Source organism: Proteus sp. fly-1089 (assembly GCF_040138965.1).
Taxonomy (GTDB): domain Bacteria; phylum Pseudomonadota; class Gammaproteobacteria; order Enterobacterales; family Enterobacteriaceae; genus Proteus; species Proteus vulgaris_B.
In genome coordinates, this window is the sequence record NZ_JBEETS010000001.1 from 863,325 (window position 1) to 878,513 (window position 15,189).

The 15,189-nt window shown below is 39.3% G+C and carries 15 protein-coding genes; 4 read left to right on the forward strand and 11 right to left on the reverse strand.

Going from position 1 to position 15,189, the window contains the following annotated elements:
- Positions 1 to 10 precede the first annotated feature (10 nt).
- From ABN080_RS04035 to zwf, 4 genes are all read right to left on the reverse strand, one after another.
- Positions 11 to 976, reverse strand: coding sequence for a lysozyme inhibitor LprI family protein (locus ABN080_RS04035; protein WP_349440432.1), 966 nt, complete (start codon positions 974 to 976; stop codon positions 11 to 13).
- Between the two features lie 260 nt (positions 977 to 1,236).
- Complete coding sequence (gene mdtI / locus ABN080_RS04040) at positions 1,237 to 1,569, reverse strand: multidrug/spermidine efflux SMR transporter subunit MdtI (protein ID WP_023582084.1); 333 nt, start codon at positions 1,567 to 1,569, stop codon at positions 1,237 to 1,239.
- Positions 1,570 to 1,571: 2 nt separating this feature from the next.
- Positions 1,572 to 2,012 (reverse strand): multidrug/spermidine efflux SMR transporter subunit MdtJ, encoded by a 441-nt coding sequence (gene mdtJ, locus ABN080_RS04045; protein ID WP_196569175.1) that lies wholly within the window; start codon positions 2,010 to 2,012, stop codon positions 1,572 to 1,574.
- Between the two features lie 574 nt (positions 2,013 to 2,586).
- Complete coding sequence (gene zwf, locus ABN080_RS04050; RefSeq protein WP_072068202.1) at positions 2,587 to 4,062, reverse strand: glucose-6-phosphate dehydrogenase; 1,476 nt, start codon at positions 4,060 to 4,062, stop codon at positions 2,587 to 2,589.
- A 350-nt stretch (positions 4,063 to 4,412) separates the two neighbouring features.
- On the opposite strand from zwf, the gene ABN080_RS04055 reads away from it, so the two are divergent.
- Together ABN080_RS04055 and pyk are read left to right on the forward strand one after the other, a co-directional pair.
- Positions 4,413 to 5,255, forward strand: coding sequence for a MurR/RpiR family transcriptional regulator (locus ABN080_RS04055; RefSeq protein ID WP_196554184.1), 843 nt, complete (start codon positions 4,413 to 4,415; stop codon positions 5,253 to 5,255).
- A gap of 232 nt (positions 5,256 to 5,487) precedes the next feature.
- On the forward strand, positions 5,488 to 6,930 hold the full coding sequence (gene pyk, locus ABN080_RS04060; protein ID WP_072068204.1) for a pyruvate kinase: 1,443 nt from the start codon (positions 5,488 to 5,490) through the stop codon (positions 6,928 to 6,930).
- A gap of 75 nt (positions 6,931 to 7,005) precedes the next feature.
- Here the strand turns inward: pyk and lpxM are convergent, their stop codons facing one another.
- The 3 genes from lpxM to znuA form a co-directional block, all read right to left on the reverse strand.
- Positions 7,006 to 7,980 carry a lauroyl-Kdo(2)-lipid IV(A) myristoyltransferase gene (gene lpxM, locus ABN080_RS04065; RefSeq protein WP_196554183.1) on the reverse strand — a complete coding sequence of 325 codons (975 nt, stop codon included), beginning with the start codon at positions 7,978 to 7,980 and terminating at the stop codon, positions 7,006 to 7,008.
- 105 nt (positions 7,981 to 8,085) lie between these two features.
- Positions 8,086 to 9,411 carry a murein DD-endopeptidase MepM gene (mepM, locus tag ABN080_RS04070; protein WP_349440433.1) on the reverse strand — a complete coding sequence of 442 codons (1,326 nt, stop codon included), beginning with the start codon at positions 9,409 to 9,411 and terminating at the stop codon, positions 8,086 to 8,088.
- 12 nt (positions 9,412 to 9,423) lie between these two features.
- Positions 9,424 to 10,368 carry a zinc ABC transporter substrate-binding protein ZnuA gene (znuA, locus tag ABN080_RS04075; RefSeq protein ID WP_349440434.1) on the reverse strand — a complete coding sequence of 315 codons (945 nt, stop codon included), beginning with the start codon at positions 10,366 to 10,368 and terminating at the stop codon, positions 9,424 to 9,426.
- 74 nt (positions 10,369 to 10,442) lie between these two features.
- Here znuA and znuC point away from each other — a divergent pair, with 74 nt between their 5' ends.
- Together znuC and znuB are read left to right on the forward strand one after the other, a co-directional pair.
- Positions 10,443 to 11,168 (forward strand): zinc ABC transporter ATP-binding protein ZnuC, encoded by a 726-nt coding sequence (gene znuC / locus ABN080_RS04080; RefSeq protein ID WP_115349826.1) that lies wholly within the window; start codon positions 10,443 to 10,445, stop codon positions 11,166 to 11,168.
- Entirely contained in the window at positions 11,161 to 11,946 is a 786-nt protein-coding gene (gene znuB, locus ABN080_RS04085; RefSeq protein ID WP_349440435.1) for a zinc ABC transporter permease subunit ZnuB, read from the forward strand. Before znuC ends, znuB begins: the two co-directional genes overlap by 8 nt.
- A gap of 93 nt (positions 11,947 to 12,039) precedes the next feature.
- Here znuB and ruvB read toward each other — a convergent pair whose 3' ends face one another.
- The 4 genes from ruvB to ABN080_RS04105 all read right to left on the reverse strand — a co-directional run bounded on the left by ruvB (position 12,040) and on the right by ABN080_RS04105 (position 15,186).
- On the reverse strand, positions 12,040 to 13,047 hold the full coding sequence (gene ruvB / locus ABN080_RS04090; protein ID WP_349440437.1) for a Holliday junction branch migration DNA helicase RuvB: 1,008 nt from the start codon (positions 13,045 to 13,047) through the stop codon (positions 12,040 to 12,042).
- 12 nt (positions 13,048 to 13,059) lie between these two features.
- Complete coding sequence (ruvA, locus tag ABN080_RS04095) at positions 13,060 to 13,680, reverse strand: Holliday junction branch migration protein RuvA (RefSeq protein WP_349440438.1); 621 nt, start codon at positions 13,678 to 13,680, stop codon at positions 13,060 to 13,062.
- 103 nt (positions 13,681 to 13,783) lie between these two features.
- Entirely contained in the window at positions 13,784 to 14,305 is a 522-nt protein-coding gene (gene ruvC, locus ABN080_RS04100; protein WP_006536599.1) for a crossover junction endodeoxyribonuclease RuvC, read from the reverse strand.
- A 125-nt stretch (positions 14,306 to 14,430) separates the two neighbouring features.
- A complete protein-coding gene (locus ABN080_RS04105) occupies positions 14,431 to 15,186 on the reverse strand; it encodes a YebC/PmpR family DNA-binding transcriptional regulator (RefSeq protein ID WP_072068212.1) in 756 nt (251 codons plus the stop codon).
- Between the last annotated feature and the right edge of the window lie 3 nt (positions 15,187 to 15,189).

Consider the following 15,189-nt stretch of genomic DNA (forward strand, 5'->3'; position numbering starts at 1 on the left):
TTTTATAATGTTATTTTAACTCAGGTATCCTATTTTTTATTGTCTCTGCATGACAACTGTATATTTTTGCTAATTTTTCATCACTGCCTTCAGATGTTACTTTCCCACAAATAAGATCTTTATTTTTTATCCACTGACGTTGGCCTAACAATAAAGCTTTTCTTTGTTCACTACTTAAACTTTGCCATCTATTATTTAATTCAGCATCTGCTGTAAGAAAATCTTTTTTTGCTTGAGAAAGTGAAAGTACTGGTGTTTCTTGCAAAGCCTGTCTTTGACGACGAACTTCTTGTTGCTCTAACGCCTGTTGACGTAGTGATCCTTGCTCTGCTTGTTGGTCTAATAGTTGTTGTTGACGCGTCAATTCTTGCTGTTGGCGAAGTTCTTCTTGTCTCTTTTGTAATTCTTGCTCTTGCTGTTGTTGCAATATTCTTTGTTGTTCTCTAATTGGTTTTATTATAGAAAGAGCAGAAACAAAAGCGGCACCATTTGAAATACTGTTTTTAGCTGAAATATTCACAAAAACCGTTTTATTATCATCCGTTGGTTGAGTGGTATAATCAATCCTTGCTGAGAAAGTATTAGCATTTTGTTCTAATGAAAAGTCTTCAAGTGTCTTATCAAGATTACGATTAAATTCCATCCGATAATAGTCGTGCAATGTTTCATAATTATTTGCTGGTAATGTCATTGAAACCATTGCTGAACAAGATTTCATCGTACTGTTTGGATCATTAGATTTAGTCATTATTTCAGACACGTTAAAACTCATTTCTTCTAATGTTGTTCGTTTTAATTGATTAGTTACATCAGAATAACGGCTCGTTTGATGAGAAACTTCTTCTAGTGCTGTTTTTTTCAATGCTTCAATAAGAGAAACTTGTGTTAATTCTGAAGAGCAACCAATAGGCTCTGTTTTTTCTCCACACGCCGTTAACAAGAGAGGAAAGCATAAAGCAATATATTTTAGTTTCATGGTCATATTCCGATAATCTTAAATAGCTAAATTGTAAGTGTAAAATAGTTAAGTTTATTTTATATTAAATATTTTTAATTTCACTTTATTTAACGACTCTCTAAAACATCAATATTAACTACACCCAATAGATCAACCTTTTCTTGAGTATAAAAAAAGCTGAATTCAGAAAGAACTCAGCTTTTTTATATAACTTACTTTGTGCTGTGATAATCAGATTACTATCTTTATCAAAATCTCACTTATTATGTTAAGTAGATTTAAGCAAATTTAATCATTACCATACCAACCAGTAATAATATAATTCCACCCCATCCTTTATAATTGAGCCTCTGATTAAATAAGATCCAACCGGCAGCGATAGTTGCAATAATACCGAATGCTCCCCAAAGTGCATAAGCAACTGAAAGCTCTATCCCTTTGACTGCCATTGCTAGTGCACTAAACGCACCTAACACACAAAACAGTGATAATATTCCTAATCCCATTCGGCTAAAGCCGTTAGACATTTTTAAGAATATATTCGCAACAATCTCAAGCACTACGGCAAGTATTAGGAACGCACCATGCCACCATTCAAATTGAGCTAGCATAATTAAGCCTCCTTGATATTGGCAGGAATTGGCTTATTCGCTCCTTTTACGGCACTCGCAACGTGCTTGGCTTTACCCGCGATACTTTTTACCGAATCGGTTGTTTTCTTAGCAACAACCGATTTTTTAGTACCGGATTTTATAAGCGTGATCCCTGCAATTAACATCGCTAGGCCACCTAACTTTAATGGTGACAGCGATTCACCAAACCACAGAACGCTGAATGTCGTAATAATGACAATTCCAATACCTTCCCATAGTGCATATGCTACACCTAATGCCACTTTCTTAACGGCTATGGCTAAAAAGATATAGGAAGTGGCAATCATTAACCACATCACTATCATACCGGTGTAACCACCGCTTACACTGGCGTACTTCATTGATAAAGTACCAATAACTTCACAAACGATAGCTAATGCTAAAAATATCCAATAAATCATTTTTTCATCTCTCATACACATTTGAAATACGCCGAAACGTTTCTTGCGCAGGAAGATAAAGAATATGTAGATAGTCTTTCTGGCGGCAATAAAAGCCGAACGTTAAGGCAACGTCATTTCCTGATTGCGTCAGGAATTAAGATGAGAGATTTCTATAATGCGCCACACCAGTAGTGTTCGCTGGATAAAATAGCAGAAAGGAATAACTTATAGGTAGAACGTTTAACTTTGACGCTTTTGGCGCTAGTCATGATTATTTATTCTTTCATCGCACAGACCATCCGCACGATATACTCCGAACCCTCATATAAGATGGTTAAATGTTACATGATATTTCTATCACGCCGAATTATTTAAAGCAATGCCTTTTCGCAAAATATTTTTGTTAATTGATTGGTTTTATTTAAGTTTTAGTTTCTGACCAAAATCAAATTGCATAGTTAATTAGTGATTTTACGATCCTTCAGTAGTTTTATTCATCTAAATTGCTGTAATTATGCTTAAAGGTATTTAGCTGATAAAAAACACCCAGCATAGCTGGGTATTTTTCGTTAGAATTGACAATCAAAATCAATTATTCAATTTCATTCCATGAACGGCCATCACGAGTGATCATTGCAACAGATGCAACAGGTCCCCATGTACCCGCTTGGTAAGGCTTAGGCAGTTCATTGTCGCATTCCCATGCATTAATAATTGAATCAACCCATTTCCACGCTTCTTCTACTTCATCTCGGCGTACGAACAATGCTTGAATTCCACGCATTGCTTCTAATAATAAACGTTCGTAAGCATCTGCTAAATGTGTTTGATTGAATGTTTCAGAGAAACTCAAGTCCAGTTTCGTAGTTTGTAAGCGATGTTTATGATCAAGACCGGGTGCCTTATTTAGCACTTCAATATCAATACCTTCATCTGGTTGTAAACGAATAGTCAGTTTATTTTGTGGTAACTCTTGATAAGTTTCACTAAAAATATTGAGTGCAGGTTTTTTAAAATAAACCACAACTTCTGAACATTTACTCGGTAGCCGTTTACCTGTTCTTAGATAGAACGGAACTCCTGCCCAGCGCCAGTTATCAATATCAGCACGGATAGCGACAAAGGTTTCTGTATGACTGGTTTTATTTGCACCTTCTTCATCAAGATAACCTGGCACTTTCTTACCTTGTACAAAACCACCCGTATATTGCCCACGAACCGTTTTTTCGCGAATATTAGTATTATCAATACGACGTAATGAACGTAAGACTTTCACTTTTTCTTGACGAATACTATCAGCGGTTAAATCAGCTGGTGGTGACATTGCTATCATCGTTAAGATCTGCAACAAGTGGTTTTGTACCATGTCACGCATTTGACCCGCTTGATCGAAATATCCCCAACGCCCTTCAATACCCACTTCTTCTGCAACAGTAATTTGGACATGATCAATCGTTTTATTGTCCCAATTGTTAACAAACAGTGAGTTTGCAAAGCGCAGTGCTAATAGATTTAAAACTGTTTCTTTACCTAAATAGTGGTCGATACGATAAATTTGGCTCTCTTTAAAGTACTTCGCCACACTATCATTGATAGAAACAGAAGACGCCAAGTCTGTGCCCAATGGTTTTTCCATCACAACACGGTTTGGCTCTTTATTAAGTTTTGCATGGCCTAAACCTTTACACATTGCACTAAAGGTACTTGGTGGCATTGCAAAGTAGTAAATAGCGGGTAATTTGTCTTGCTTGAGATGCTTTGATAGCTCAATGAAATGGTCTGTTTCATTGACATCAAGATTACAAAAATCTAAGCGATCACTTAAACGCTGCCAAATTTCAGGATTAATTTCTTCTTTTAAAAAAGTTTTTAATGCTTCGTGGGCAACATTTTTATATGCCTCGGCATCCCAATCAGCACGACCTACACCAATAATGCGAGAGTCAGGGTGAATATATCCTGCTTTTTCCAATTGATATAATGATGGAATAAGCTTGCGGCGTGCTAGATCCCCTTTCGTACCGAAGATAACCAGATCACAGGCCTGAGCAGTCGATATCGCTGCCATAGTACGTCTCCTCATGATGAGATTTTGTAATTTTGTTACAGAATTTTGTATTAATGTACTCTTTTGGGTGTATTCAGTAAATACGCTCGCACATTTAGTCTCTAACTTACCACACATATTGTAACGCTTCATTTTATGTCTAGTGTTTTATCCTTTCTTGTAACTTTACAACAGTTTTGTTTCTGGTTTTCAGCTTTGAAAGTTAGACACACGTCATACTTTAACGAAAAAAGCCCTGTTTACCGATGGTTTGCACTGCAAGCCTTGTTCTTTGCGTAGTATATTTTCATAAAACCGTTATAGATTTCTCCTTTTATTGAAATTGGCAAAGCCAAGGATCTGTATATTTAATGAATATATTGGAAAGGGTTCAGTCTAATCTGGACATCTTGAGTAAATCAGAAAAAAAAGTTGCAGAAGCTGTTTTAACTGCACCACAAACTGTTATTCATTCTAGTATTGCCTTAATGGCTAAAACCGCTGATGTCAGCGAACCCACGGTTAATCGCTTTTGCCGTCGCATGGCAACCAAGGGATTTCCTGATTTTAAATTACAATTAGCACAGAGCATTGCTAACGGCACGCCTTATGTAAATCGTAATATTGATGATTCTGATACAGTCTCTTCTTATACCAATAAAATTTTTGAATCCGCCATGGCGGGACTTGAGAACGTTAAAAATAATATTGATATCGCCGCAATCAATCGTGCAGTTGATATTTTGACACAAGCTAAAAAAATCTCTTTTTTTGGCTTAGGCGCATCAGCGGCCGTGGCTCATGATGCCATGAACAAGTTTTCTCGTTTTAATATTCCTGTTACTTACTTTGATGACGTTGTTATGCAGCGTATGAGTTGTATCAATAGCGCTGATGGTGATGTTGTCGTGGTTATCTCCCATACGGGGCGGACTAAAAATCTCGTTGAAATAGCTAAAATTGCACGTGAAAACGATGCTGCAGTGATTGCTATTACGACACCCGGCTCACTTTTAGCCTCTGAAGCCACTCTTCCTATTTTACTTGATGTGCCTGAAGATACTGATATCTACATGCCAATGATCTCCCGCCTTGCACAACTCACTATTATTGATGTTCTCGCGACAGGATTTATTTTACGTCGAGGACCAAAATTCAGAGATAACTTGAAGCGCGTCAAAGAAGCTTTACGTGATTCACGGTTTGATAAGTAACCGTTTTTAATTATTCTGTTAGTATTGTCACACTTCCTATTGTGCCCCTGACTAGATAACTTTTTGAAAACTGGTAGCATATCTGCGAGCTAACTCTCGCATATAATGAAAACAGTAGTGTATGTTGCAATTAGCTTGATGCGTTTCACTTAACATATTGGATAAAATATTGTCTAATTTCTGTTTTATCCAATAGCCAACACCTTTTCGTTCAAGGTCAACGGAGTAATACATGTCCAGACGGCTCAGAAGAACAAAAATTGTTACCACCTTAGGCCCAGCAACAGATCGTGATAATAACTTAGAAAAAATTATTATTGCTGGTGCAAATGTTGTTCGATTAAATTTCTCTCATGGTTCTGCGGAAGATCATCTTGCTCGCGCTAATCGTACGCGTGAAATTGCAGCAAGATTGGGGCGCCATGTTGCTATTCTTGGAGATTTACAAGGCCCTAAAATCCGTGTTTCTACATTTAAAGACGGAAAAGTTTTCCTGAATGTCGGTGATAAATTCTTGCTTGATGCCGCCCTTGAAAAAGGTGAAGGCAATCAAAATCAAGTCGGCATTGACTATAAAGGCCTACCTGCCGATGTGGTTCCTGGTGATATTTTGCTGCTCGATGATGGTCGCGTTCAGTTAAAAGTTCTCAAAGTTGATGGACTAAAAGTCTTTACTGAAGTCACTGTGGGTGGCCCTTTATCTAATAATAAAGGAATTAACAAGCTCGGTGGCGGTCTTTCTGCAGATGCATTAACAGAAAAAGATAAACAAGATATTATTACGGCAGCTAAAATTGGTGTCGATTATCTTGCTGTTTCATTTCCAAGAACAGGTGAAGATCTTAACCTCGCTCGGCGTTTAGCCCGTGATGCAGGTTGCGAATGTCAAATCGTATCTAAAGTAGAGCGAGCTGAAGCGGTAGCTAATGATGAAATTATCGATGAAATCATTATGGCATCCGATGTTGTGATGGTAGCTCGTGGTGATTTAGGCGTTGAAATTGGCGATCCTGAACTTGTTGGTGTGCAGAAAAAATTAATTCGCCGTGCTCGTCAGCTTAATCGTGTTGTTATCACAGCTACTCAAATGATGGAGTCAATGATAACAAACCCAATGCCAACTCGGGCAGAAGTTATGGACGTTGCTAATGCGGTGTTAGATGGCACTGATGCCGTTATGCTTTCGGCAGAAACTGCAGCAGGACAATATCCAGCAGAAACAGTCGCTTCAATGGCACAAGTCTGTTTAGGGGCTGAAAAAATGCCTGCGGCTAATGTTTCTAAGCATCGCTTAGATATGGTGTTTGATACCGTGGAAGAAGCAATTGCGATGTCCACTATGTATGCCGCTAACCACATGAAAGGCGTTAATGCGATTATTGCGATGACAGAATCAGGCCGTACTGCACGCATGATGTCTCGTATTAGTACCGGTTTACCTATTTTCTCAATGTCTCGCCATGAGAAAACACTAAATCAAACAGCACTTTATCGTGGTGTTACGCCTGTTTACTGTAGTACTCACACTGATGGTATTGCAGCAGCTAACGAAGCAATTTCTCGTTTGCGTGATAAAGGTTTCTTAGTTTCTGGCGATTTAGTGCTAGTCACTCAAGGTGACCTTATGGGTACAATCGGTAGCACTAATACATGCCGTATTTTGACGGTTGAATAATACCCAGTTGTAAATCTTAATAACAAAACGGGCACTTAATTAAGTGCCCGTTTTTTATATTTACTTATTAACTGACTAATCCAATATATTTTCACGCGAGTAAGGCTCTATTTCGCCCTCTTTACGTGTCTTCAGTAATTTTAAGATCCAAGTATATTGTTCAGGGGTTGGTGCCACTAGTGCTTCTAACTCTTCATTCATTCTACGTGCAATGTACGCATCATCTTTATCTTCAATATCATCCATCGGCTCACGAATAATAATGTGAAGTTGATGTGTTTTATGACAATAGACTGGGAACAAAGGCACAATAGCGGCTCGGCATACTTTCATTAAACGCCCAATCGCAGGTAATGTTGCTTTATATGTACCAAAAAAATCCACAAATTGGCTATGCTCTGCGCCATGATCTTGATCAGGTAAATAATATCCCCAAAAGCCTTGTCGAACAGAAGAAATAAATGGCTTAATACCAGCTTCGCGCGAATGTAATCGTCCATCAAAATGGTGGCGTGCTTTATTCCATAAATAATCAGCCACGGGATCTTTTTGGTGGTGGAACATAGCCGCCATTTGCTGGCCTTTGGCTGCTAATAACATTGCAGGGATATCAACTGCCCAGCCATGTGGCACCATAAAAATGACATTACGGCCTTGCTCTTTAAAACGTTCGATGATCTCCAAGCCTTGCCAGCTTGTTCGTTTTAATATGTGCTCAGGCCCTCTTAAACAAAGCTCTGCTAACATTACAAAGGATTGAGGAGCCGTTTCAAACATACTATCAAGAACTGTTTCACGTTGTGTTTTATCCCATTTTGGAAAACAGTATCTCAAATTGATATCTGCACGACGTCTTGCGCTTTTCGCTTTACGCCCAACAAAACGACCAATAGAAGCAAGAAATGGATCACGCCATTTAACTGGCATATAAGCCAATGCACTTAAAACACCAGCACCTATCCAAGTTCCCCAGTGACGAGGATGTAAATATGCACGGTGAAAAGTAGGCACATAACCCGCTTTGCTATCTGTATCTTTTTCTTTATTCATCAGATAACTCTCTGAACTGACACCCCTAATAGGCGTAAAAAACGTTAAAACAAAAACGGATGATATCAATCATCCGCTTTTATGTCTTTAAAATCGTGTTTATTGTCAATCGGCTAGCACTAATTGAGGCTTAATCTCTTTGACTTTAGCTAGGTATTCTTGCTTATCTTTGCCTGTTAAACCATCAGCTCGAGGTAATGTTGCCGTTAATGGATTAACTGCTTGTTGGTTGATCCACAGTTCATAGTGTAAATGAGGTCCTGTAGAACGCCCTGTATTACCTGATAACGCAATTCTATCGCCACGTTTAACACGTTGCCCTGGTTTTACTAATAATTGACGTAAATGCATATAACGCGTGGTGTATTGGCTACCATGGCGAATAGCGATAAAGTTACCTGCGGCACCACTATATTTTGCCACAATCACTTCACCATCCCCTGTTGCTAATACTGGTGTACCCACTGGCATAGCAAAATCGACACCTTTATGAGCCGCTAAACGTCCTGTAACTGGGTTAATACGACGAGGATTAAATTGAGAAGACACTCTAAACTGTTTGACCGTTGGGAAACGCATAAACCCGCGTTCTAATCCACCTGCTTGGCTATCATAAAAACGGCCATCTTCAGCAAGGAACGCATAATAATCTTTACCGGCACTACGTAAACGGACACCAATTAGCTCACTTTGCTCAGTGCGCCCATCAAGCACTTCACGAGAAAACAGTGCCGCAAATTGGTCACCACTTTGTAATTTTTTAAAGTCTACTTGCCACTGTAATGCTTTAGTAACAGCGCGTGCTTCAGCGTTAGTTAAACCTGCGTTTGTTGCACTAACAGAAAAACTGCCTCGAATAACACCAGTCGTTACGCTATTTTTCCATTCCCCTTTCTGGAATTCTTTTGTTTCTTTAAAACCCGCTTCTGTACGGGTATAAACGCGAGTTTCGCGACGAGAAACACCCCAGCTTAATTCTTGAAGTAACCCACTATCATCAAGTTCCCAGCTAATTGGTTGCCCAATCTTGAGATTTCTGAGATCTTTATTTTGATTAGAAATAGTCGCAATATCAGCAGAATCAATACCAAACTGAGTCAGTATTGAACTTAATGAATCGCCACTAGACACAATATAAGTATGAGGAACTTGTGCAACTATTGTACTTGCATCAGTACCATCATCTGCACCAACCAAGCCTTCGTCTGTAAGCTGATCGCTACTATCTGTGATGATGTCATCGGTATTTTCGCCTTGATTAGCAAGAGGCATTTGAATACTGACAGGAACTTCTCGACTTTGTTCATTTTGAAGAACCACTGGCCGCCAAATCGCGACGGCCAATGTTGCTGCAGTTAACGAACCAAGCATGATTTTATGTGGGAGTGGTAAACTTAAATATACCTGTGCAATGGATTTCTTCTGCTGCACGCTCTTAATTCCTTATTGTGTTTCATTCAGGCAGCTCGCATATTGGTTAGCTAGTTGGGTAAGGAATTTTACATAGCTCTCTTGAGTTAGAGCAATCCCACTTCCTAGGGGGTCTAATACACCCATTTTAACCCCAGTGCCTTTCGCCACTGTTTCTATTACTGTCGGCCTAAATTGTGGCTCAGCAAAAATGCAGGTTGCTTTTTGCTCAACCAACTGTGTTCGTATTTGATGTAATTTCTGCGCACCTGGCTGTATTTCAGGGTTGATAGTAAAATGACCTAATGGCTTTAAATTATAATGTTTTTCGAAGTAGCCATAAGCATCATGAAAGACAAAATAACCCTTATTTCTAACAGGCGACAGAATATTAACAAGATTTTTATCAGTTTGCTTGAGTTGTTCACTGAATTTACCTAGGTTTACGTCCAGAAGTTCTTTTTTATCTGGATAAAGTGCAATTAACCTTTCATGGATCTGTTTTGCAGACGACAACGCAATCTCTGGTGATAACCAGATGTGCATATTATAATCACCGTGAGAATGATGTTCGTGATTTTCCTCATGTTTATGCACATTGTCATCATCATCTTTCAATAAAAGCGACTTTATTTCGTTAGTTTCTGCTAAGGCCAACTTATGATTGTCTGTAAGTCTGTTTAATGGCCTATCTAAAAACACTTCCATATCAGGCCCAATCCATACCATTAGGTCTGCGGAAGTAATTTTTTTTAAATCAGAAGGTTTTAACGCGTAATCATGTGGAGATGCACCATCCGGTAATAAAACTTCCGTTGGGGTCACCCCGTCAGCAATAGCTGCAGCAATAAACCCGATAGGTCGAATAGAAGCCACCACATCAGCCTGAACAGAAGCGCTGAATGAACTTATTATTATTGTCGCTAAAAATGATTTCAATAAAAAACGATGCGCAAATTTGTTGTTTTTATGTAACATAGGAAGAATTCTCGTGAATCATCATTGGAAATGTTATATTATAACGTTTCAATGATTCTGCAAGTGCTAATTTTATGTCTGACTTGATTTGTTTAAAATCGGTTTCTGTTTCTTTTGGTGAAAGAGAAATTTTAAAAGATATCTCTTTTGATTTAAAAGCAGGCCGTATTCTTACTTTACTTGGCCCTAATGGTGCGGGTAAATCCACGGTTATCCGTTTAGTTCTTGGATTATTAAATCCAACATCAGGAAAAGTAGAACGCCATAATACGTTACGTATTGGCTATGTTCCTCAAAAACTTTATCTTGACCCCACAATGCCATTAACAGTTAAGCGCTTTATGACGCTAAAACCAGGTGTACAAGATAAAGATATTCTCCCTGCCCTTGAGCGTGTTAATGCAGCTAAATTACTCAATCAGCCAATGCAAAAACTGTCTGGTGGTGAATCTCAACGTGTGTTATTAGCAAGAGCCTTGCTTAATCAACCTCAACTTTTAGTTTTAGATGAGCCGACTCAAGGTGTTGATGTTAATGGCCAATTAGCACTTTATGATTTGATTAATCAACTTCGTAATGAATTAGGTTGTGCTATTTTGATGGTTTCTCATGATCTTCATCTTGTAATGGCAAAAACAGACGAAGTCCTCTGTTTAAATGGTCATATTTGCTGTTCGGGTACACCTGACGTGGTTTCTTCTCATCCTGAGTTTATTGCCATGTTTGGAAGCCGCGGTGCTGAACAACTCGGTATTTATCGTCATCATCACCAGCATAGTAAGGAGTGTCGTCATGATTGAGTTGCTGTTACCGGGTTGGATTGCCGGTATGCTCTTAGCAATGGCGGCGGGCCCTTTGGGCTCTTTTGTCGTTTGGCGTCGTATGTCTTATTTTGGCGATACCTTAGCTCATGCCTCGCTACTTGGTGTTGCTTTTGGTTTGCTATTTAATATTGAGCCTTTTTATGCCGTTATTGCAGTCACACTTCTTTTAGCTATTTTGTTAGTGTGGTTAGAATTAAAACCTCAACTTTCTGTTGATACCCTTTTAGGGATCATGGCACACAGTGCGCTTTCTTTAGGACTTGTGGTTGTTAGTTTGATGTCCAATGTGCGTGTTGATTTAATGGCATACCTATTTGGTGATTTACTCTCGGTTAACTACCAAGATGTTATTAGTATTTTTATTGGTGTTGTGATTGTTTTATTTGTGATTATCCGTTCATGGCGTCCACTACTTTCTATGACCATTAATCAAGATATGGCCTTTGTTGATGGCGTAAATATTCAGAAAGAACGCTTAAAGCTAATGATGATCACCGCATTAACTATTGGTTTAGCAATGAAGTTTGTTGGAGCATTAATTATCACCTCACTGCTCATTATCCCCGCAGCAACGGCACGTCGTTTTGCTCGTTCTCCGGAACAAATGGCTCTGATTGCAATCGCTGTTGGTATGTTGGCAATTACTGGCGGTTTAACCTTCTCTGCTTTATATGATACTCCCGCTGGCCCTTCTGTGGTTTTAGCCGCGAGTTGTCTATTTATTTTGAGTTTATTTGCACCTACTAAACAGTAATCAAATAATCCAAATTTAATACAAAAATAACCCTTGATGAAATGACTCCATCAAGGGTTATTTTTTATTTATGATAAATGACAGAACGTAAATTTAGTCTTCTACAATACGATTAAAATGACGATAGGCATGATTAGTGGCAATACGACCTCTTGGCGTGCGCTGAATAAAACCTTGCTGAATTAAATAAGGCTCTAACACATCTTCAATGGTTTCTCGCTCTTCACCAATAGCGGCCGCAAGGTTATCTAATCCCACCGGGCCACCCATAAATTTATCAATGATGGCAAAAAGTAATTTACGATCTAAATAGTCAAAACCTGCAGCATCTACATTTAGCATATCAAGTGCTTTAGAGGCGGTATCCTCATCGATGGCTCCATTACCTTTGACCTGTGCAAAGTCTCGTACTCGGCGCAACAATCGATTAGTAATACGTGGTGTACCGCGTGAACGCATTGCAATTTGACGTGCTCCTTCATCTGTCATCTCTAATCCCATAAAGCTGGCACTGCGAGACACAATGTGTTGGAGATCGTCAACATTATAAAACTCAAGACGTTGCACAATACCAAAACGATCACGCAAAGGTGATGTTAAAGAGCCAGCTCTTGTGGTTGCTCCCACTAAAGTAAATGGCGGTAGATCAATTTTAATTGAACGGGCGGCAGGCCCTTCACCAATCATAATATCGAGTTGGTAATCTTCCATTGCAGGATAAAGGATTTCCTCAACCACGGGAGAAAGTCGATGAATTTCATCAATAAACAGTACGTCATGAGGCTCAAGGTTAGTTAGCATTGCGGCTAAATCTCCTGCTTTTTCAAGCACAGGCCCTGATGTCGTACGCAAATTAACCCCCATTTCATTAGCAATGATATTTGCCAATGTGGTTTTACCTAATCCGGGAGGGCCAAAAATAAGCAAATGGTCGAGTGCATCATGACGTAATTTAGCCGCCTGAATAAAAATCTCCATCTGTTCACGAACTTGTGGTTGCCCAACATATTCGGCAAGAGATTTAGGGCGAATAGCCCTATCTATCATTTCTTCTTCAGGTTGTTGAATTTCTGCTGAAATCAGGCGATCTGCTTCAATCACAATGTGTTACTCCTAAATAGCCGCGCGCAATGCTTCTTTGATAAGCGTTTCACTATCTGAACCCAGTTTTGCTACTTTACTGATCATTTTTGCTGCTTCTTGTGGTTTATAACCCAATGCGATTAATGCAGCCGAAGCTTCAGCTTCAATATCAGCCACTTTTGGTGCTTTAGGCGAAGCACTTTCTGGTAATTCAATATCGCTATTTTCGAATAAATCACCATTAAGGCCCTTAAAGCGGTCTTTCATTTCAACCACTAAACGTTCTGCTGTTTTCTTACCCACGCCCGGTAATTTTACTAATGAAGAGATAGATTCATTTTCAATGGCGGTCACAAATTGGCGAGCAGACATACCAGATAAAATGGCTAAAGCGAGTTTAGGTCCCACACCATTTACTTTGATTAATTCACGAAAAAGTGCGCGCTCTTGTTTTTGGTTAAAACCATAAAGTAATTGTGCATCTTCGCGTACAATAAATTGCGTATAGATAATGGCTTCTTGGCCAATATCAGGCAGTTCATAAAAACAGGTCATTGGCATATTAATTTCATAACCTACACCATTACCTGCCTCGATCAGCACCACTGGTGGCTGTTTTTCAAGAATAATTCCTCTGATACGACCTATCACCCTAACGCCTCCGCAAATATATTTACGCCAAGTTTATAACATAAAAAAAGCTGGACGTATATCCAGCCTGTGAAAAACCAAAGACATTTACCAAGATAACAACTTATCTTAATCGACCTCGCGTTAAAACTAATCGAGGATCACCCACACGTAATAAATTTTGGTTAAAGTGGCAATGTGTAATAGCAATTGCCAAGGCATCGGCGGCATCTGATTGTGGTGCAGCGGATAGCTTTAATATTGAACGCACCATATGTTGCACTTGGCTTTTTTCGGCAGCGCCTGTCCCCACAACCGTTTGTTTAACTTGGCGAGCTGCATATTCAAAAACAGGTAAATCGTTATTTACTGCAGCCAGTATCGCCACACCTCGTGCTTGCCCTAGTTTTAATGCAGAATCCGCATTTTTAGCCATAAACACTTGTTCAACCGCAAATACATCAGGCGAAAATTGCGTAATTATTTCGCTAACACCTGCATAAATACGTTTAAGTCGATTAGGAAGGTCGGGAACTTGTGTACGAATACAACCACTTCCCAAATAGATAAGTTGTCGCCCTTGTTGTCGAATTACACCGTAGCCTGTAACACGCGAACCGGGGTCTATACCTAGAATGATAGCCATATCAATTCCTGTTGCCGATATGGTCGATGGCGAGAGAAAAGAGCAAGAAAATCTGCTCTGCTCTTCTCTTCGCACTTTTTAATAACAGCAATCAAAACTGTTATTTTCGATAATCGTTATAACGATTACAGGATATCTTCCAGTTGTTTTGCAACTTCATCAGAGATATCACCGTTGTGATACACTTCCTGCACGTCATCACTATCTTCTAACATATCAATAAGACGCATTAGTTTTGGTGCTGTTTCAATATCCAATTCTGCTTTTGTTGATGGGATCATGGAAACTTCTGCAGCTTCAGCGACAAAACCAGCCGCATCCATTGCATCTTTCACTTCACCAAATGATTCTGGTGTAGTGTAAACATCAATAGCGCCATCATCATAAGTTTCAACGTCATCCGCACCTGCTTCTAACGCAGCTTCCATCACAGCATCTTCATCAACACCCGGTGCGTAAGAAATTACACCTTTTTTGGTGAAAAGATAAGAAACTGAACCATCCGTTCCTAAGTTACCCCCTGTTTTGGTAAATGCATGGCGAACATCGGAAACAGTACGGTTACGATTATCACTTAAGCATTCAACCATCACAGCAGTACCCGCAGGGCCATAGCCTTCATAGATGATAGTTTCCATATTATCATTTTCATCATTACCCACACCGCGTGCAATCGCACGGTTTAAGGTGTCACGAGTCATGTTGTTTGATAATGCTTTATCAACTGCCGCACGTAAACGTGGGTTAGTTGCAGGATCACCACCACCTAAACGTGCTGCTGTAACTAATTCACGGATGATTTTAGTGAAAATTTTACCGCGTTTTGCATCTTGCGCTGCTTTACGGTGTTTTGTATTGGCCCATTTACTATGACCTGCCATGAA